General features: G+C 55.3%; 19 protein-coding genes. 8 read left to right on the forward strand and 11 right to left on the reverse strand.

Annotated features, from left to right (window positions below; genetic code table 11):
* Complete coding sequence (hemH, locus tag ABD851_RS12310; RefSeq protein ID WP_344979679.1) at positions 1 to 1,056, reverse strand: ferrochelatase; 1,056 nt, start codon at positions 1,054 to 1,056, stop codon at positions 1 to 3.
* A 175-nt stretch (positions 1,057 to 1,231) separates the two neighbouring features.
* Here hemH and hemA point away from each other — a divergent pair, with 175 nt between their 5' ends.
* Genes hemA through hemL form a run of 7 tightly spaced genes read left to right on the forward strand, consistent with a single transcriptional unit; the run spans position 1,232 to position 8,494 of the window.
* Entirely contained in the window at positions 1,232 to 2,488 is a 1,257-nt protein-coding gene (gene hemA / locus ABD851_RS12315) for a glutamyl-tRNA reductase (protein WP_344979681.1), read from the forward strand.
* A 2-nt stretch (positions 2,489 to 2,490) separates the two neighbouring features.
* Entirely contained in the window at positions 2,491 to 3,438 is a 948-nt protein-coding gene (gene hemC, locus ABD851_RS12320; RefSeq protein WP_344979683.1) for a hydroxymethylbilane synthase, read from the forward strand.
* Positions 3,428 to 4,153 (forward strand): uroporphyrinogen-III synthase, encoded by a 726-nt coding sequence (locus ABD851_RS12325; RefSeq protein ID WP_344979686.1) that lies wholly within the window; start codon positions 3,428 to 3,430, stop codon positions 4,151 to 4,153. Before hemC ends, ABD851_RS12325 begins: the two co-directional genes overlap by 11 nt.
* Complete coding sequence (hemE, locus tag ABD851_RS12330; protein ID WP_344979688.1) at positions 4,150 to 5,190, forward strand: uroporphyrinogen decarboxylase; 1,041 nt, start codon at positions 4,150 to 4,152, stop codon at positions 5,188 to 5,190. The genes ABD851_RS12325 and hemE overlap by 4 nt, the downstream gene beginning before the upstream one ends.
* A 13-nt stretch (positions 5,191 to 5,203) precedes the next feature.
* Complete coding sequence (gene hemF, locus ABD851_RS12335; protein ID WP_344979690.1) at positions 5,204 to 6,142, forward strand: oxygen-dependent coproporphyrinogen oxidase; 939 nt, start codon at positions 5,204 to 5,206, stop codon at positions 6,140 to 6,142.
* 16 nt (positions 6,143 to 6,158) lie between these two features.
* Positions 6,159 to 7,136: a porphobilinogen synthase gene (hemB, locus tag ABD851_RS12340; protein WP_344979692.1), complete on the forward strand. Its 978-nt coding sequence runs from the start codon at positions 6,159 to 6,161 to the stop codon at positions 7,134 to 7,136.
* A 59-nt stretch (positions 7,137 to 7,195) separates the two neighbouring features.
* On the forward strand, positions 7,196 to 8,494 hold the full coding sequence (gene hemL, locus ABD851_RS12345; RefSeq protein WP_344979694.1) for a glutamate-1-semialdehyde 2,1-aminomutase: 1,299 nt from the start codon (positions 7,196 to 7,198) through the stop codon (positions 8,492 to 8,494).
* On the opposite strand, the gene ABD851_RS12350 is transcribed toward hemL, so the two are convergent.
* From ABD851_RS12350 to ABD851_RS12370, 5 genes are all read right to left on the reverse strand, one after another.
* Positions 8,491 to 9,282, reverse strand: coding sequence for an O-methyltransferase (locus ABD851_RS12350; RefSeq protein ID WP_344979696.1), 792 nt, complete (start codon positions 9,280 to 9,282; stop codon positions 8,491 to 8,493). The two genes, hemL and ABD851_RS12350, sit on opposite strands and share 4 nt — an antisense overlap.
* A gap of 69 nt (positions 9,283 to 9,351) precedes the next feature.
* The gene (locus tag ABD851_RS12355; RefSeq protein WP_344979699.1) at positions 9,352 to 9,846 is read right to left on the reverse strand and encodes a dihydrofolate reductase; all 495 of its coding nucleotides are present in this window, start codon (positions 9,844 to 9,846) and stop codon (positions 9,352 to 9,354) included.
* 15 nt (positions 9,847 to 9,861) lie between these two features.
* Positions 9,862 to 10,677, reverse strand: coding sequence for a thymidylate synthase (locus ABD851_RS12360; RefSeq protein ID WP_344979701.1), 816 nt, complete (start codon positions 10,675 to 10,677; stop codon positions 9,862 to 9,864).
* A gap of 23 nt (positions 10,678 to 10,700) precedes the next feature.
* Positions 10,701 to 11,282 carry a hypothetical protein gene (locus ABD851_RS12365; RefSeq protein ID WP_344979703.1) on the reverse strand — a complete coding sequence of 194 codons (582 nt, stop codon included), beginning with the start codon at positions 11,280 to 11,282 and terminating at the stop codon, positions 10,701 to 10,703.
* Between the two features lie 48 nt (positions 11,283 to 11,330).
* Entirely contained in the window at positions 11,331 to 12,458 is a 1,128-nt protein-coding gene (locus ABD851_RS12370; RefSeq protein WP_344979705.1) for a LacI family DNA-binding transcriptional regulator, read from the reverse strand.
* A gap of 170 nt (positions 12,459 to 12,628) precedes the next feature.
* Here ABD851_RS12370 and ABD851_RS12375 point away from each other — a divergent pair, with 170 nt between their 5' ends.
* Positions 12,629 to 13,504, forward strand: coding sequence for an AraC family transcriptional regulator (locus ABD851_RS12375; protein WP_344979707.1), 876 nt, complete (start codon positions 12,629 to 12,631; stop codon positions 13,502 to 13,504).
* On the opposite strand, the gene ABD851_RS12380 is transcribed toward ABD851_RS12375, so the two are convergent.
* The 5 genes from ABD851_RS12380 to ABD851_RS12400 all read right to left on the reverse strand — a co-directional run bounded on the left by ABD851_RS12380 (position 13,491) and on the right by ABD851_RS12400 (position 19,276).
* The gene (locus tag ABD851_RS12380; RefSeq protein ID WP_344979709.1) at positions 13,491 to 14,333 is read right to left on the reverse strand and encodes an alpha/beta hydrolase; all 843 of its coding nucleotides are present in this window, start codon (positions 14,331 to 14,333) and stop codon (positions 13,491 to 13,493) included. The two genes, ABD851_RS12375 and ABD851_RS12380, sit on opposite strands and share 14 nt — an antisense overlap.
* A gap of 62 nt (positions 14,334 to 14,395) precedes the next feature.
* Positions 14,396 to 15,697, reverse strand: coding sequence for a hemolysin family protein (locus ABD851_RS12385; protein WP_344979711.1), 1,302 nt, complete (start codon positions 15,695 to 15,697; stop codon positions 14,396 to 14,398).
* 52 nt (positions 15,698 to 15,749) lie between these two features.
* The gene (locus tag ABD851_RS12390; protein ID WP_344979713.1) at positions 15,750 to 16,478 is read right to left on the reverse strand and encodes a ZIP family metal transporter; all 729 of its coding nucleotides are present in this window, start codon (positions 16,476 to 16,478) and stop codon (positions 15,750 to 15,752) included.
* A 34-nt stretch (positions 16,479 to 16,512) separates the two neighbouring features.
* Positions 16,513 to 17,112, reverse strand: a complete 600-nt coding sequence (locus tag ABD851_RS12395; protein ID WP_344979714.1) for a phosphatase PAP2 family protein — start codon at positions 17,110 to 17,112, stop codon at positions 16,513 to 16,515.
* Positions 17,113 to 17,236: 124 nt separating this feature from the next.
* Positions 17,237 to 19,276: an LTA synthase family protein gene (locus ABD851_RS12400; protein ID WP_344979715.1), complete on the reverse strand. Its 2,040-nt coding sequence runs from the start codon at positions 19,274 to 19,276 to the stop codon at positions 17,237 to 17,239.
* Positions 19,277 to 19,331: the final 55 nt, after the last annotated feature.

Below are 19,331 nucleotides of genomic sequence, written 5' to 3' on the forward strand. Positions count from 1 at the left end.
TCATTCGCCCTGAATAATTTCACCACTTTTCGCGCTCACCTGTTCGGCCAGGGCGGCCACCCATTCCGGCCGGGTGTTCAGGCAGGGGATCATGGTAAATGATTTACCGCCCGCTTCCATAAAGATGTGCCTGCCCTGCTCGGCGATTTCCTCCAGCGTTTCCAGGCAGTCCGATACAAAAGCGGGACATACCACCAGCAGCCGCTTTACGCCTTCCCCCGGCAGCTCGGCGAGGCGCTGCGCCGTATAGGGCTTCAGCCACTCCTCACGGCCCAGGCGGGACTGGAAAGACAGGCTGTACCGGTCGGCGGGAAGCTGTAGCCGCCGGGCCACCAAAGCGGTGGTCCGGTAAACCTGGTGACGGTAACAATACCGGTGTGCGGGAGATGAGGTCGTACAGCAGTCCGGTTGCTGCAGGCAATGCGAACCCGTAATATCCCCCTTGCGGATATGTCTTTCGGGAACGCCATGATAGCTGAACAGCAGCTGATCGAACGGCTCCTGCAAAAAAGGCCGGATGCTTTCCGCCAGGGCGGCGATATACCAATCCTCATCGTAGTAGGGCGGAATGACCCTCAGCCGGAACGGGTATTTTTTTTTCTGATATATCTCGCGGGCATATTCTACCGCCGTTTCGTAAGACGACATGGCATAGTGCGGGTAAAGCGGCAGCAATATCACCTCTTCGATATCGGGTATACGCTCCAGCAGCCGGTCAAAAGCCGCCGCGGGATGCGGATCGCCATATCGCATGGCTACCTCTACCGGCACCGGCAGCCGCTGCTGTAGCTGCTGCTGCAGCTGTTCCGTCAGCACGATCAGAGGGGAACCTTCTTTCCACCAGATGGTTTTATAAGCCTCCGCCGATTTGGGCGCCCGGAACGGAACGATGATGCCCTTCACCAGCAAGGCCCGCAGCAGATAGGGATAGTCGATAACCCGCTTATCCATCAGGAATTCTTTCAGGTAGCGCCTCACATCCGGGACGGCCGTGGATACCGGCGATCCCAGGTTCATCAGTAACACGCCATACCTGTTCTCATGTGTCTGCATCATGTCTTACCTGTTAAAACCATCGCTATATACGAAACCCGCTGATATTCTCCGCTGTAAAGATCAGTTAATTCGTCTATATTCGAAAATACAGGGAGAAATGACACATCAATGACAGCCATGCCGGGGGATTTAAAGGTATAGCAGTACTTTTGTGAACGGAATTTCAGGGAAGACAATGGATCAAACACAGGTAATTACAAAAGAATTATCTCACTTTTTTCTTGCGGGCATCAACTACCGGAAAACCGATGCGGCTATCAGGGGGCGCTTTGCCATCAACAATGAGCAGTATGCTAAGATAATCGCCGACGCGCGCACCGAAGGCGTGAATGAAATGTTCATTCTTTCTACCTGCAACCGGACGGAAATATATGGTTTTGCCCATAACGCCGAACAGCTCATCACCCTGCTCTGCGGGGAAACGTCGGGCGACAAAAGACTTTTTCAGCGGCTTGCCTATGTGCAGCAGGGCGAAGCGGCCGTGCATCATCTCTATAAAGTAGGCGTAGGCCTGGATTCGCAGATACTGGGCGATTACGAGGTGCCTGCCCAGCTGAAAAACGCCGCCCGCTTTGCCAAGGAGGCCGGCAGCCTCGGCACCTTTACCGAAAGGATGATCAACAGCATTCTCCAGGTATCCAAGGTGGTCAAGAACGAAACAAAGCTGAGTTCCGGTACCGTATCGGTGGCCTTTGCCGCTGTGCAATACCTGAAAAAAATCGAAGACATCGCCAGCAAAAAAATCCTCCTGCTGGGCGTGGGTAAGATCGGGCGCAACACCTGTAAAAACATGATCTCCCTGCTCGGCACCCGGAATATCACGCTCATCAACCGGACCAATCAGGTAGCCACCGGCTTTGCCCTGGAAAAGGGAATCCGGTTTGCCCCGTACGAAGCGCTGGAAAAAAATATCCGCGAAACAGACATCCTGCTTGTGGCCACCAATGCGCCGCAGCCTACCGTTCTTAAAGCGCACTTCGGAAATACCACCGCGCCCAAAACCATTATCGACCTGTCCATTCCCCGCAACGTGGAGGAAAGCGTGACCGCGCTGCCCGGTATTTCCCTCATCAATGTGGACGAGCTGTCCAAAGTACAGGACGAAACTTTGCAAAAACGGCAGGAAGAAGTTCCCAAGGCGCGGAACATCATCCGCGAACACATGGATGATTTCCTGTACTGGTACCGGATGCGGAAACATGCAGTGGTACTGCAGGCGGTAAAGAATAAGCTGGAGACCATCCATGTACAGGAGATCAAAAACCAGAAAAGTCCCCTGCAGTATCATCCGGACGATGTCAACGAGATATCTTCCCGCATCATACAAAAAGTAATCAACCTCCTCGCCGGCCGGGTCCGGCAGATGAACGGCCATTCCGAGGCCTATCTCCAGATGCTCAGCGAGCTGTTTGAAACCCCCGTTAAAGAATAAGCATGGCGTCAGTAATCCGCATCGGAACGCGGGACAGCCGTTTAGCCGTATGGCAGGCCTCCCTGGTAAAACAGCTGCTGTTCCAGCAGGGGCAGGAAGCAATACTGGTTCCCGTGAAAAGCGAAGGAGACCGGGATCAGCGTACACCGCTCTATGCAATGGGCGTGCAGGGCGTTTTTACCCGTGTGCTCGATGCCGCCCTGCTGAATGACCGCATCGATGTGGCCGTTCATTCCATGAAAGACGTACCGGTGCAGCTCCCGGAAGGTATTACAGCGGGGGCCATACTGCCGCGCGCCTCGTACCACGACCTGCTGGTATTTAAAGACAGCGTTCTTCCTGAGCACCTCGAACGGCTGAAGAACGGCATTCCTCTTCCGGAAGCAACGCTGACCATCGCTACGGGCAGCGTGCGCCGGAAAGCGCAGTGGCTGCAACGCTATCCTCATCATATTCTTGAGCCGCTACGGGGGAATGTGCAGACCCGGCTGCAAAAACTACGGGACAACAGCTGGCACGGCGCCATCTTTGCAGCCGCCGGTCTTGAACGCATCGACAGCCGTCCGGAAAACGCCTTCACGCTGGACTGGATGCTGCCGGCCCCCGCGCAGGGCGCCATCCTGATAGCCTGCCGGGAAGACGATGCTCCACTGAGGGAGCTATGCGACAAGCTGAACGATCCCGAAACAGAACTGTGCGTGACAGAGGAGCGGGACTTTCTGGCTACCCTCCTGGGAGGCTGCTCCACCCCCATCAGCGCACATGCGTATGTACAGGAGGGAAAGCTGTTTTTCAAAGGAAATATCTGCAGCCCGGACGGCAGGGATTGCCTGGACGTCGCCTGTGAATCGCCGCTGGCAGCAGCCCGGTTCACGGGCAGAAAGGCAGGAGAGCAACTGCTCGGCCAGGGCGGCGACCACATCGTAGCAAAAATAAAAAATGCCGGATGAACGCCCCCACATATTATGCACCCGCGTACTTGACGACGCCCTGATCCGGTCTGCCGCAGACAAAGGCCTGCAACTGGAATGCCGCCCTTTTATCCGGACCGGCCCCGCCCTTACTCCTTCCCTGGAACAGACGCTGAAAAGCCTTTTCGGAAAATCCATAACAGCCGTATTTACCAGCGTTCATGCGGTAGAGACCGTAGCGTCCTGCCCCCCCCGTCCGGGCGGCAGCACCGGCTGGCATATCGCCTGCCTGGCCGGCACCACGCAGACAGCTGCGGCATCCGCTTTCCCCGGCGCAGATATTATTGCCCTGGGTGCCGACGCCGGAACCCTCGCCGGAGCGCTGCTGGAGGTACCGGGGCTGCAGGAAGTATATTTTTTCTGCGGCAACCTCAGAAGGGATGAGCTGCCCCGGCGCCTGTCTGCCGCGGGCATAACGGTAAACGAGCTAAAAGTATATGAAACCGTTCCCGTCCCGGCAACCGTCCCGGAAGAATTTGACGGCATCTGCTTTTTCAGCCCCAGCGCGGTGAAAAGCTTTTTTACACTGAACCGGCTGCCCGCGGCAACCGTATGTTTTGCCATCGGCGGCACTACGGCAAGGGAGCTGGATGCTTTCACGGGCAACCCTGTCGTCGTCAGCCCGAAGCCGAATGCCGCGCAGCTGCTCGACACCATAGCCGATTATTTTAAAAACAACAACCGACACGCATGACCGCCTTAAAAAACGACCTGTTGCTGCGCACCCTACGCGGTGAAAAAACCGAAAGACCGCCGGTATGGATGATGCGGCAGGCCGGCCGCTACCTGCCGGATTACCTGAAGCTGAAAGAAAAATATAGCTTTTTTGACCGTGTACAAACGCCTGCGCTGGCCACCGAGATCACCCTGCAGCCGATAGAGCAGATCGGGGTGGATGCCGCCATCCTGTTCTCCGATATCCTCGTGATCCCCCAGGCCATGGGTATGGAAGTACAGCTGGTGGAGAACACCGGTCCCGTGCTGCCGCTGCCGGTGAAAACGGCTACCGATCTGCAGCGTTTATGCATTCCCGATGTAGAAGACCGCCTGCATTATGTCATGGATGCCCTGAAGATGACCCGGGAGGCCCTGGACGGGCGGGTGCCGCTGATCGGGTTTTCCGGCGCTCCGTGGACCCTGCTGTGCTATATGGTACAGGGCCGGGGCAGCAAAACCTTTGACGAAGCCAAAATATTCTGCTACACCCAGCCGGAAACGGCGCACCGCCTGCTTCAGATGATCACCGATACGGTCATCGCCTATCTGAAAGCGCAGGTCAGGGCCGGAGCACAGGTAATACAGCTCTTCGACAGCTGGGCCGGCCTGCTGGGACCGGATGACTTTGAAACCATCAGCCTCTGCTATATCCGGCAGATCGTCAGCGCGCTGAAGGATGAAGCGCCCCTTATCCTCTTTGCCAAAGGTGCCTGGTATGCACTGGACAGCATGGCGGCGACCGGCGCCCATGCCCTGGGCCTGGACTGGTGCATCCAGCCGCAGACGGCCCGCAAAGCCGCCGGTGAGCGGGTGGCGCTGCAGGGAAATTTCGATCCGGCAAAGTTGCTGCTGCCGGTAAGCGATCTGAAAAAAGCTGTCCGGAAAATGCTCCGGGATTTCGGCCCGGATCACTATATTGCCAATCTCGGCCATGGCATTCTTCCGAACGTACCGGTGGATCATGCCCGGGCATTCGTAGACGAAGTAAAAACATTTAACCGCGAAGCGGTTTAAAAAACATATCCGCATGCTACATAAAACAGCTACCCGCAACTTCAGAGACCGGTGGATCGGCTATATCTATGAGCTGCAGGAAAACATCTGCCAGGCGCTGGAGACAGCGGACGGGGCCGCCGTATTCCATACTGACGAATGGGAACGGGCTGAGGGTCGCGGAGGCGGCGGAAGAACCCGCATCATCCAGCATGGGAACGTACTGGAAAAAGGAGGCGTGAATACGTCGGTGGTTTATGGCGCGGTAACCGACAATATGCGGCGACAGCTCGGCATCACCGGTGCCAAATGGTTTGCCGCCGGCCTGAGCCTGGTCATTCATCCGCTGAATCCTTATGCGCCTACGGTCCATGCCAACTGGCGTTATTTCGAACTTTATGACGACACGGACCAGGTAGCCGACCGCTGGTTCGGGGGAGGCACAGACCTCACCCCCTACTACCTGTTTGAAGAAGATGCGCGGCATTTTCACAGCACCTTGAAAATCGCCATGGACCCTTTCGGCGCCGACCTTTATCCCCGTTATAAAAAGGAATGCGACGACTATTTCGTTAACAAGCACCGCGAAGGGGAAATGCGCGGCATCGGCGGGGTATTCTATGATCATATGCGGCCGGCAGACGAAGCGGATGCCGAAAGGCTGCTGCGTTTCCAGCAGTCCAACGGCGACGCCTTTTTAACCGCTTACCTGCCGCTGCTGGAAAAAAGAAAAGACGTACCTTATGGAGCCGGGGAAAAATACTGGCAGGAAATACGGAGAGGCCGTTACGTGGAATTTAACCTGATCCACGACCGCGGCACCCTCTTCGGATTAAAGACCAACGGCAGGGTGGAAAGCATCCTGATGAGCCTTCCGCCCACGGTGCGGTTCGACTATGATTACCGGCCCGATCCGGGCAGCGAAGAGGAAAAGCTGCTGAATATCTGCCGGACGCCGGTCGATTGGACATAAATTTCAAAACTATAACATGTACTTACAACGCAGGAACAGGATCTTAAGGAAAAACGCGGCCATTCGCTCCCTGGTGGCGGAAACCGTACTGACGCCGCAGGATTTTATCGCGCCCCTGTTTATCGACGAAGGCCGGGACATCGCCTACGAGATACCGTCGATGCCGGGCTACTACCGCTATTCGCTGGACAAGACCGTGCAGGAGGTAAAAGCCCTCTGGGGACTCGGCATCAGAAGCGTACTGCTTTTTATAAAATGTGAGGACCGCCTGAAAGACAATACCGGACAGGAGTCCTGGAACCCGGACGGCCTGATGCAGCGCAGCATAAAAGCCATCAAAGATGCGGTTCCGGAAATGGTAGTGATGACCGATGTGGCGCTGGATCCTTACTCCGAATACGGTCACGACGGTATTGTAAAGAACGGCGAGATCGTCAATGACGAGACCGCCGAGGCGCTGCTTAAAATGAGCCTCAGCCATGCCCGGGCGGGCGCCGACTGGGTAGCGCCCAGCGACATGATGGACGGCCGCATCGGCATTATCCGCGAAGGGTTGGAGAAGAATGGCTATACCCGCACCGGTATCATGGCTTACAGCGCCAAATATGCATCCTGCTTCTATGGTCCCTTCCGCGATGCGCTGGATTCCGCCCCCGGCTTCGGAGACAAGAAGACTTACCAGATGGATTTCTCCAACCGGCGGGAAGCGGTTAAGGAAGCGCTTTCGGACGTAGAAGAGGGCGCCGACATCCTGATGGTAAAACCCGCCATGGCTTATCTGGATATCATACGCGAAATAAAAAATGCGGTCACGCTGCCGGTCAGCGCTTATCATGTCAGCGGGGAATATGCCATGATCAAAGCGGCCGCCGCAAAGGGGTGGCTGGATGAGAACAAGGCCATCCTGGAAAGCCTTACCGCCATAAAACGCGCGGGAGCCGACCTGATCGCCACGTATTTTGCCAGACAGGCCGTGGCCCTCATCAATGGATAAAACGGCAGATACTCCCGTCACTGCCTTTTCACCTTCACCTGTAAAATAATTTTTTGCACATGAATACACGCAGTCAGCAACTTTTCGAACGCGCCCGGCAATTTATACCGGGTGGTGTTAATTCTCCGGTACGTGCCTTCAAAAGCGTGGGAGGCACGCCCCTGTTCCTGCGCGATGCAAAGGGAGCTTACCTCTACGATGCCGACGGTAACCGCTACATCGACTATATCAACTCCTGGGGACCGATGATCCTGGGTCATGCTTATGAGCCGGTAGTGACGGCCATCCAACGCCAGGCAGCAAGCTCCACTTCCTTCGGCGCGCCCACCGAGCTGGAGGTGGAGATGGCAGCCCTTATCGTGGAGATGGTACCCCATATCGAGATGGTCCGAATGGTCAACTCGGGAACGGAAGCCTGCATGAGCGCTATACGGCTGGCCCGCGGATATACCGGACGCAACAAGATCATCAAGTTCGAAGGTAACTATCATGGCCATGCCGATTCCTTTCTCGTCAGCGCCGGCAGCGGCGTCGCTACATTGAACATCCAGCAGGTGCCCGGCGTCACCCCCGCAGTGGCACAGGATACCCTGACAGCGCCTTATAACAACCTCTCGGTAGTGGAGGATCTTATCGATGAGCACAAAGGAGAGATCGCAGCCATCATCGTAGAACCGGTAGCCGGTAACATGGGCTGCATTCCGCCGGCGGAAGGTTTCCTGGAAGGATTACGTAGGCTCTGTACCCGCGAAGGCATCGTCTTTATCCTCGACGAGGTGATGACCGGCTTCCGGCTGGCCAGGGGCGGAGCACAGGAGTATTTCAACATACAGGCCGACCTCGTCACCTTTGGCAAGATCATCGGCGGGGGATTGCCGGTCGGCGCCTTTGCCGGCTCCAGGGCCATTATGGAGGAGATCGCTCCCGCGGGAAAGGTATACCAGGCGGGTACGCTCAGCGGCAACCCTTTGGCCATGGTGGCCGGCTATACTACCCTGAAGGAGCTGTATAATCATCCGGAGCTGTATGCACGGCTACAGCAGAAAACCAGCTACCTGGTCGAAGGACTGAAAGGCGTATTCGGCATCGGAAATATCTTCTCGCAGATCAACCATGTGGGCTCGATGATGAGCGTTCACTTCACCGAATACCCCATTACGGATTTCGTATCGGCTTCCGGGGCCAATAACGAGCTGTTCAAAAAGTTCTTCCATGCCATGCTCAACCGGGGCATCTATCTGCCGCCGTCGGCTTTTGAAAGCTGGTTCTTGTCTGACGCGCTCGCACAGGAAGACCTGGACCGCACACTTGAGGCGGCGCGGGAGACCATGGAGGAGATCGCTGCGATTACGCTTTAATAGCGCAGTACAAAATGCTGCTTTTCGCGGAAGGTATCCCTGAAGAAAACGAGGCCGATAAAAAAGAGGTCTGCCGTCAGCGTAACCTGGGGATGCTCCTGTATCTGCCGCCAGGCGGCTTCCATATCTTTTGTCCAGTGGATATCGTCAAAGATCAGCACGGTATCCTTATGCGCCTTGGTAAGACATTGTGAAAAATAGCGGAGGGTAGGCTCCTTGCGGTGATTGCCGTCGATGAAGGCAAAGTCCAGCCGGGGCAGCGCCTGCAGGACAGGGGCAAGGGTTTCATCAAAATTGCCCGTAATCAGCTCGATATTCGTCAGCTGCAGGGCAGCAAAAGTTTCCGTTGCCACTTTTGCGGTCTCCGGACAGCCCTCCATGGTCACCACCTGCGCCTGCCGGTTGGCCGCCGCCAGGTAAGCGGTGGAGACGCCCAGGGAAGTGCCCAGCTCCAGCACAAAACCGGGCTGAAAATAATTGACCAGCCGGAAAAGCAGCTGCGCATACTTCGGAGGCTTGGCGGCGTGCCGTGCGATCTCGCTCACCTTCCGCTCCCGGGAACCGGTATGAAGGGAACCGGCTCCGAAATCGGTGACCCGGATGCTGCGGTCATCGGTCTCCAGCTGCCGGCGGCGTTTCTCAATACGGTTGAAAAAATAGAAATTCCTTTTGTCCCGCAGGACCTGCTCGATCAGCTCAAATACAAAAGGAGAATGCACATCGTGACGTGTGCCGGAGCTCAGGCTATACCTGATATATTGAAGACCGAGCCGTATCCTGTTATCCATCAACTGTTATCTGTTGCCGGGCTGCAGCCGCCCTGAGATATATATCGGCTGCAGTGTGCGGCCGGTAGTTTACATCCGCTCCCACACCTGGAAGGCATAGGAATATTTATTTTTTTCGTCGGGAGTATGCTTTTCCTCTTTTACCATATGCCAGGCATGTGTATCCAGCTCGGGGAAAAAAGCATCTCCTTCAAACTCAGCGTATATACGTGTCAGGTAGATGCGATCCAGCAGCGGCAGGCTTTGCCGGTATATCTCGGCCCCTCCCAGTATAAACACTTCGTCTGCGTCCAACGATTTCGCTTCTCCTACAGCCTCTTCCACCGAGTGCACGATCCGGGCGTCGTCTGCGCGGAAATCCGGCTGCCGGGTAATGATGATATTGGTACGTCCGGGCAGGGCATGGTTATCAAAAGACTCGTAGGTTTTTCTTCCCATGATCACGGGATGTCCCCAGGTCGTGTTCTTGAAGAACCGCATATCCGCAGGAAGCCGCCAGGGCAGGGCATTATCCTTCCCGATCACATGATTTTCGGCAACGGCGGTAATGGCGGAGAGCGTCATAAAGGCAAAGTATTTTTATACGGCTACCGGCGCTTTGATCGGCGGATGGTACCGGTAATTTTCAAGGGTAAAGTCTTCAAACCGGAAGGCAAAGATATCCTTTACCGCCGGGTTGAGCCGCATAACGGGAAGGGGGTAGGGCTGGCGGCTCAGCTGCAGCTGCGCCTGCTCCAGGTGATTATTGTACAGGTGTACATCCCCGAATGCATGAATAAACTCCCCGGGCTCCATCCCTACTACCTGGGCTATCATCATCGTCAGCAATGCATAGGAAGCAATGTTAAAAGGAACTCCCAGGAACACGTCGGCGCTGCGTTGGTAGAGCAGACAGCTCAGCTTTCTTTTCTGTGTGCCCGGAGCAGGAGGAGTAGTATAGAACTGGAACAGCACATGACAGGGGCTCAGCGCCATCTCCGGCAGGTCGCCCACATTCCATGCGCTCACGATCAGCCTGCGCGAATCGGGATTCGTCCGCAGCTGGCCGATCACCTCGCTGATCTGATCCACGGCGGTGCCGGCGGCCGTTTCCCAGGTTCGCCATTGCTTGCCATATACCGGACCGAGGTTACCGCCATCATCCGCCCACTCGTCCCATATGCTTACACCATGCTCCTTCAGGTAGGCAATGTTGGTATCTCCCTGCAGGAACCAGAGCAGCTCATAGATAATAGACTTGAGGTGTACTTTTTTGGTGGTCACCAACGGAAAGCCCTGCTGCAGATCGAAGCGCATCTGATAGCCAAAGCAGCTGCGGGTGCCGGTTCCCGTACGGTCGCTCTTTTCCGCGCCGTTCTCCAGGATATGGCGAAGCAGGTCGAGATACTGTTGCATGTCCGCAAGTTACTTCAAAATAATTATTCGCGGGTATTGCCGGAAGAAGCGTCGCCGATCTCCCCGATCTTCTGGATCACCGAGCTGAAAGGACCGGACATCTTATGTACCACATCCTCCATATCTTCCTTTTCCAGTATGCGGCCCAGCTGTAGCTGTGCGGGCAGGTGCTCGAGGATGTTTTTCCGCTGCATCATGAGGTACCGGGCTACGGCAGCCCCGTCCGCGGCCTTATCGCCCAGGTGATGCCGCAGCCCTTCCAATCCTGCACGGCCCGATGCGGCCAGCGAGGTCGCTGCCGCTTCGGGGGTAACGCCGGAATATTCGGCTACCGTACGACAAACCGCCTGCTGACGGCTTCCAAAAAGAAGATGGAGTATTTCCTTATCCGCGATGTCCTTTGCATCGGGATGTTTTTTTATTGCTGCGGCGATGCGCCCCCTGGCCTCCTCATCCTCTGCATGGGCATACAATGCCGCCAGGGCCGCGGGAATGGTGGCTCCCTTAAGCGTATGATGCGGCTGGGTACCGGCTTCCTGATTGGGGTTTTCAGGCTTGCTGATCTCCCCGTGCATGGCTTTGTTCACATATTCGAAGATGTTCATGATGGCCTCCGTTTTTTGTGAACAGGTTCAAAAATAGTGCCTGGATATCTATATCACCCATTCCTGCAGGGCGCAGGAACTCCTTACCACCAGGGAAGCTGGAAGGACCAGCTGGTTTACGTTTACGTTCCCGTTCCCGTTCCCGTTTCCGTTCTGCTCTTCCATCTCACGGACCAGCACCTGCACCACCTGCCTGCCGATCTCGGCAATGGGTTGTGCCATACAGGTGATGGAAGGATTATGAAGCCGGAAGAGATCGTGGTCGTCATAGCTGATCACGGCCAGCTCCTCGGGAACAGGAATACCCAGCTGCTTGATGGCCTCCAGCCCGTATATGCCCAGGTAATTGGTGGTAAAAAAAACCGCTTCGGGCCGCGTGGCGGGACGGAGAAAACGGACGATCTCCTGCACCGTCTTCTCCCGCTGCTGCTCAAAGGGTATCTTCTTGAGATCGTATTTCCGAACCGGCAGCTTATACTGGTGCATGGCCGCCATAAAGCCTTCCAGCCGGTCCTGCATCTGTACCTGCTCGGAGGCCAGGGTAACGATGCCTATCTTGCGGTAGCCGGATTTGATGAGGTATTCCGTAGCCATATAGGCCCCCCTGAAGTTGTCCACCATCACATAATTGGTGGGGATCTCGGGGAAATAACGGTCGATCAGCACCATCGGTCTTTTATGCTGGAGCAATTCCCGGATCTCCTCTTCGATACCGTTGGTGGGGGTAATGATGTACCCGTCTATCTGCCGGTGATGCAGCATTTGCAGCAACTCCTTGGCTTTTTCGGTGTTGTTTTCGGTGCTGCAGTAAAGTACTTTATAGCCGTGCCGGTCGGCTTCATCCTCAATGATCCTGGCCAGGGTGGCAAAGAAGTTATTGGAAATGTCTTCCACCATCAGTCCGATGGTTTTTGTCTGACCCGTACGCAGCCCGCGGGCTACCTGGTTGGGCTTGTACTTCAAGGCGCATACCAGCTCCTGGACGCGCTGGCAGACCGCCTCGCTGATCCGCTTCTCACGGGCTTTCCCATTAAGGACAAAGGAAACAGTAGTGGTGGAGACACCCGCTTCCCGGGCAATGTCTTTTAAGGATACCCGCTTCATTTTCTTGTGGATGGTTTTGGCATAGCGTAAAAAGATCATCCCACAGGGCGGCGGCGACTTTTGCCTGTCCATCCTGCCGGCATTTCGATCACCTTGTTTACCGGGTAAAATATTACACCGTTATAAGATAGGGAGAAAGTTACAAAAAATATATCTGCAGTTAACGTAAAATTAACAAAAGGAAAGGTCTGATATTTTTTTATCCAAAAAAGCTTAATTTGCCCTAAAATAGGCCAAAATAAATGAAGCCCATCCTTGGTAAGATCAGCACACCTGCGGAAAGCCAGCTTATGGTCATCGAACGCCGGGAACCCTACTTCAACAACCTCTTTCATTTTCATCCCGAATGCGAGCTGGTATATGTAGTGGAAAGCCACGGACGGCGCATCGTGGGGGACAGCATCGAGCATTTTGAAAAAGGCGACCTGGTTTTTGTCGGCTCAAACCTTCCCCATGTCTGGTACAACGAAGAGGTATATTACCAGGGCAGAACCGACCTGCAGGCCCGCTCCGTAGTGGTTTATTTCCTGCAGGAACTTTTCGGGGAAAAGTTTTTTTCGCTGGAAGAGACCCGGCAGCTGGCAGATTTTTTTCAAAGGGCCCGCCGCGGCATGAAGATCTACGGAAAAGCCCACAAAGCGGCTACGCGCAGCCTGCTGCGCCTTCCCGCGCAGAAGGGTATGGACCGCATTATTTCCCTGCTGCAGATACTGCAGCTGCTTTCCGAGACCCAGGAGTACGAATACCTGGCCAGCATCGGGTACACGCACGCTTATAACCCGAGAGACAATCACAAGATCGACGAGGTGTTCAAATTCGTGCTCAGCAATTACCATCGCGATATCTCGCTGAACGAAGTGGCGCGTATCACCAACTTTACGCCGCAGTCTTTCTGCCGCTTCTTTAAAAACCGGACAAAAAAATCATTTGTCCAGTTTGTAAACGAGGTCCGGATCGGGCAGGTATGCCGGAAACTTTCGGAGGAAGAATGGTCCATCGCAGAAACCGCTTATTCATGCGGGTTCCAGAACCTTTCCAACTTTAACCGCTTTTTTAAGGAGATGACCGGCAAAACGCCCAAGGCCTACCGGCAGGAAATAAAGATCAGCGAGTCTTAACGCCGGCGGCGGCAAAGAACCGGTGGAAGAAAAGCAGCTGGTAAGGCAGGGCATTGCTCCAGTATTCCCAGGTATGCTGACCGGGCCGCTCCGTATAGTCGTGATCGATACCCAGCTTTACCAGCTTTTTATGCAGGTTCCGGTTTACCGTAATAAAAAAATCCTTTACTCCGCATTCAAAGGCAATCTTCAGCTCCCCGTTTTTCAGCGAGTCCGCGAGGCTGACGACGCTGTTTTTCTCCCAGCGTTCGGGATGTTCCTGCAGGGTGCCCAGCCGCCCTTTGATATTCCAGTTATCGGGAAAAGGCCGGAGATCCACACCGCCGCTCATGCTTCCTGCCGCCCCATAGCGATCCGTATGACGGAAAGCCAGGAAGAGCGCGCCGTGACCGCCCATGCTCAGTCCCGTAATGGCGCGGTGGGCCCGGTCCGGGATGGTCGGGTAATGCGCATCCACATAGCTGATGAGCTCTTTGGACACAAACGTTTCATACCGGTATTCCGGGGTTACCGGGCTGTCCAGGTACCAGCTGTCGAACCCGCCGTCGGGACATACCACAATGATATGATACAGATCCACATAGTCCTTTAAAGCAGGCACCTTGCTGATCCAGTCCGCATAGTTACCGCTGTGACCGTGGAGTAGATATACCACCGGCAGATGCGTGCCGGCAGTACGTCCGTGCAGCAGTACATCGGGACGCACGATCACACAGGGCACCTCCTTGTGCATGGCGGCGCTGTATACGCGAATGGTGTCCACCCTTGCGGCATAGCTCAGCCTGCAGACAAACACGAGAAGGATGACAGCGGTAATTAGCTTCTTCATTTTCGATATTCGGTTTTAAGGGATTAATGATTCGTAAACGTACCGTATTGCTGCGGCTTGCTTCACTCTTCCGCTTCGTCGGCATCTTCCCGGGCGGCTTTGACCAGTATCTTGTCAATACGGTGTCCGTCCATGTCCACGATCTCGAAACAGAAGCCCCGCCAGTTCAACGTCTCTCCGACCTGCGGAATACGTTCCAGCCGGTGGAGGATGAACCCGGCCAGGGTATCGAATTCCTGCTGCTCTTCGTCGGTGATCCAGTCTTCCTTATCAAAATGCGCCAGGAAATCATAAAAGGGTATCTGGGCGTCCACCAGGAAAGAACCGTCTGCCCTGCGGACCAGCTCGTAATCCTCCGCTTCACCCACCTCGGGCATATCCCCTACCAGCGCTTCCAGGATGTCGTTGAGGGAAAGCATGCCCAGGAAAGAACCGTACTCGTCCACGATAAAGCCATAGTGCGAACGGGTGATACGGAACTTCTCCAGCACCTGGTAGGGCGTATTGTTCTCAGGGATAAACAAAGGCTTGCGCATCAGCTGACGCACGGGCGTATCTGCGGCAGCCAGATACAGATCTTTAATGTACAGCGCGCCCACCAGCTCGTCGATCTTTCCGTCGCAAACGGGATAGACGGAATGCAGCTCCTTCATGATCTTATCGCGGTACTGCTCGGGGCTGTCGCTCACATCGATCCAGACGATATCCGAGCGGTGCGTCATCAGGGAGGTGATGCTGCGGTCGCCCAGATGAAAGACCCGTTCGATGATCTCCTGCTCCGTTTCCTCGATGGCGCCGGAAGTGGTGCCTTCGCTGATCATGGCTTTTATTTCCTCTTCCGTTACCGTATTGTCTGCCTGCGGGCCGATCCGGAAAAGACGGGCCAGCAGGTTGGCGGAGGCGCTGAGCAGCCAGATAAAGGGGAAGGTGATCCGGGAGAGCACATTCATGGGGCCAGCCATCAGCCGCGCCACCCATTCGGGCCGTGAAAGCCCCAGCTTTTTGGGCAGCAGCTCTCCCAGCACCATGGAGAAATAAGTGATCAGCAGCACCACGGCCGCTACCGCTATGGAATGACTGTAAGGTTGCAGCGCCGGCCAGCGTTGCAGCCACTGTTCTATGTGGAGGGTGACCTTGTCTCCCGAGTATACCCCGGTGAGGATACCGATAAGGGTAATACCGATCTGGACCGTGGAGAGGAAGCGGTCCGGATTCTGGGAAAGCTGCAGGGCCGTCCTGGCCTTTTTATCGCCTTTTTCCGCCAGGCCTTCCAGCCTTGTTTTCCGCGCCGATACCAGCGCAATCTCAGACATGGCGAAAATCCCGTTCAGCAATATCAGTACCAATATGACGATCAATTCCATTACCGGCCTAAAAAGGTGAAGTTAATACAATTCGGCGATTATACAGGGATGCCTACTCAAACAGACGGGTAGCCAGGGCAAGCAGCAGGCCGATGATCATACTCAGCGTCTTCCCCCGGTTAAGCTCGTGCTGGCGGGTGCCGCTTTCGAAGAATATGGTGGTGGAGATGTGCAGGAAAGCGCCCGCAACGATAGCTACGATATACAGCAACAGCTCCGATATTCCCTGTACCACCGAACCGGCCATACGTGCCAGCACCGCAGCCAGGGGTGTCATGGCCGCAAATACCAGCACCAGCACCGTAGCCTTTTTCTTTCCGGAATGCTGGTGCAGCAGCACCGTAGCCAGGGTAAAAGCCTCGGGAAGCTTGTGAAAAAGGATACCCAGAAACAAGGCCGGCAGCGTGGCCTTGTCGTGAAACCGGAAACCCAGCGGAATGCCTTCCATAAAAGCATGGATGGACAGGCCCAGCAGCAAGCCGGACAGGGCCACATGGGCGCCGGGAGCCGCCACATGGGTATGACCGTGCTCCAGGCCGTGCGACCACTGCTGTAAAAATACCTGCAGAAAAAACCCCGCAACAATATAGATACCGGCGCTTTCTCCGAGATCGGCGAAAATCTCGGGCAGCAGATGCAGGATGGTAATCCCAAAAAGAAAAGCTCCCGTAAAGGTCAGCAGGTATACCACCTGCCCCGAACGAAAACGGCTGAATACCAGGGGCAGCATCCCGCCGCCCAGCCCGGCCAATATGATCAGCAACAAGTAAGTCCAGAACATGATTTTTATCCGTTATACCGGCGTGATGCCACGTTTAGCCGGCGCCGTAGTATTCTTCAGGCTCATCCGCCGCTGCCGGTAACCCGATCCTGCGGTTATAAAAGAGCGCGGTGAGCGTACCGATGACCAGACCCAGCGCCGTACCCGCCACGATATCCGTAGGATAGTGCTGACCCACGTATATCTGCGCATACGAAACCAGGAAGGCCCAGACAAAAAACAAACCCATCCACCTCCCGAAACGCTCTCTCAGCGTGAGAAAAAGAAACATGGCCAGCGCAAAGTGGTTGGCGGCATGGTTGGACGGAAAGGAATGATGACCGGCACAGGGCACCAGGGAGCGGGTATGCTGGCTCATTACGGGGTCGTTGCAGGGACGCATACGGAGGGTCAGGTCTTTGATAATATTGCCGCAGGTATAATCGGTAACGGCAAAGGTAAGCAGGAAAAAAAGTACCCACCACCATCCCCGCCAGCGGAAATTGATCAGCATAAACAGCACCAGGAAAAGATAAAGCGGCGCCCAGAAAAAGGGATTCCGGAAAAAAGGGAATATCGTATCCAGCCAGGGAGCATGCCAGTGACCGTTGAGCACGAAAAAAAGACGGTAATCAAATTTTAACAGGTCTTGCATGATGTTTTTTTGCCGCCGGCGCCGCAACCGGCAGGTCCTCTCCGGTGGGTGCGCTACCGGAACAGGAAGCAAGATAGCATTTTCCCGGTAAAGCACCGGCCGTTACGCGGCCCGGGCAGCCGTGTCATTTATCTCCGCCGGTATGCTTTTTATTGTTAAACATCAGGTACCAGGTTGTTTCAAAAAAACCGCGGGTCAGTCCGTCGAGATAGCGGGCCGAATCCGGGTACTCGTTCTTCACATCCTTCAAGGCATCCTTCTGCCAGTCGTACAGGCCGGTTTTTTTTGTCTGCTTATTGATTTCATATAAAAAATGCGGTCCGATCAGCCCGTGATACTGCATCGAATTTTTTATATACGACACATAGGCGTAACGGGGCAACGTGCGGGTACTGTCGAGCAGATCGATACCCAGCGTATAATTCCGGTAAGGGACGCCTGCCATATGGGCCACTGTGGGATAAAGATCCAGCAGGCTGGCCGGGAGCGTATCCTTACGGGGCTGCACATAAGGCGGTCCGTAGATGACGCAGGCCGCGTGGACAGACCCGATACCCATTTCGTATTCCGGGTAGGGCATAAAGCCGTAAGGATCCATAACCGCATTATGATCGCCGAAAAAGACAAAAATGGTATGGTCGAGATAACCGGATTTACGCGCCAGCTTCATGAAATGACCGATGTTGTAGTCCAGGTAACGCAGTGCGTTGAACTGTCCGAGGGAAGCAAAACCGGCGGCTTTCAGCCGGGTGGGGTCCACCTCGTCGCTGGTGAGCTTCCGGAAGTCGCCGTCGCCCGCCGTGGTGGTATAGGGCTTATGGTTGTCCGCTGTCTGGAGAAAGGCTACAAAAGGCTTACCGCGCTGCCAGGCATCCCGGAACACCTTGTCCGCCTCCCCCATCAGGTCATAGTCGGAAATGCCCCAGACATCTGCCTTGGCATCCTTGAAATCGCCTTCTTCGTATATTTTTATTCCCCGCACATTATTGGTAAAGACGGCCCTCATGTTGGCCCAGTTGGTATTTCCCCCCAGAAGATAGTATTTTTCATACCCGTCGAACTGATCCATGATCACCCGCTGATCCACGATCTTGGGATTGCGCGAAGCGGTTTTGACCGAGGTGACGTCCGGCAGGCCGGTGGTGATCCCGAATACGGTTCTCGCCGTGCTTTGCGCCGGCACATAAAAATGTTCAAACCACAAGCCCTGTTCCGCCAGCTGCTGCAGGTTGGGGGTCGCCTGCATGGGGTTGCCGGACATGCTGGTCAGCGCGGCGCCGCAGGACTCGAGCATCACAAACACCACGTTGGGAGGATTACCCTGCCGGTTCCGGCCGGGATATTGCCGGATAAAGTCCAGGTGCAGGGAATCCGGGCGCTCCACCCCGAGATAGCGGGCCATGACCGGATAATACTTCCGGGTAGCGGCAGGATCATAAGTTTCGGAGCTGACGGAAAGGTTCCCGGTAAAATAAAGGACAGGGTTGAGACCCAGGCTGGCAATCCCGTTATCGCCGGCAAACATGGCCTGGCTCCAGCGCAGGGGGAAGTAACCGAAATTGCCGTAGATGCCGGCAGCGAACAGCAGGATCATTCCCGTACACAGGCCCGCAAAGGACAGCTTCCCCAACGGCACCCTGCGGGACGACAGCCGGTTGCGGTACCAGCGGTGCAGGAGCATGGCCGCCCACACGGCAATAATCCCTCCCAGCACGATACGGATAACGGGATAGGTCTCCCAGACCATCCGGCCATTGGTAGTCCGCTCGCCGGAAGCAAGAAAACGGAGCACGGAAGGATCCATTCTCACCCCCAGGTAGCTGTAGTATCCCAGATCGGTTACATACAGCAGGTAGAGACCGGCATATACAATAAAAAAATAGACAGAGAATATTCTCCGGAAAGCCCATTGCACCAGGATACGCTGCCGGAAGACAAGCGCCGCCAGCAATACGGGCAGCAGGATGATGAGGGCAAGACGGAGATCGAACTTCAGTCCCAGGTACCAGGCCCGGGTGATAACAGGAGGAGTATGTATGGTGGAGGTAAAAAAGAAAAGATAAAAGATAAGACGGAACAGCACCAGGAAACCGTACAGCATGCAAAAGCCGGCTAACACATAGCTGACATAACCCGGAAGATGTTTGCGCCGGTGGTTGCTCATGAAATAAATATACGTTAGTACAGACTTATCCTTGCTCCCCCCGGATATGGCCGGG

Source organism: Compostibacter hankyongensis (assembly GCF_039541075.1).
GTDB lineage: Bacteria > Bacteroidota > Bacteroidia > Chitinophagales > Chitinophagaceae > Compostibacter > Compostibacter hankyongensis.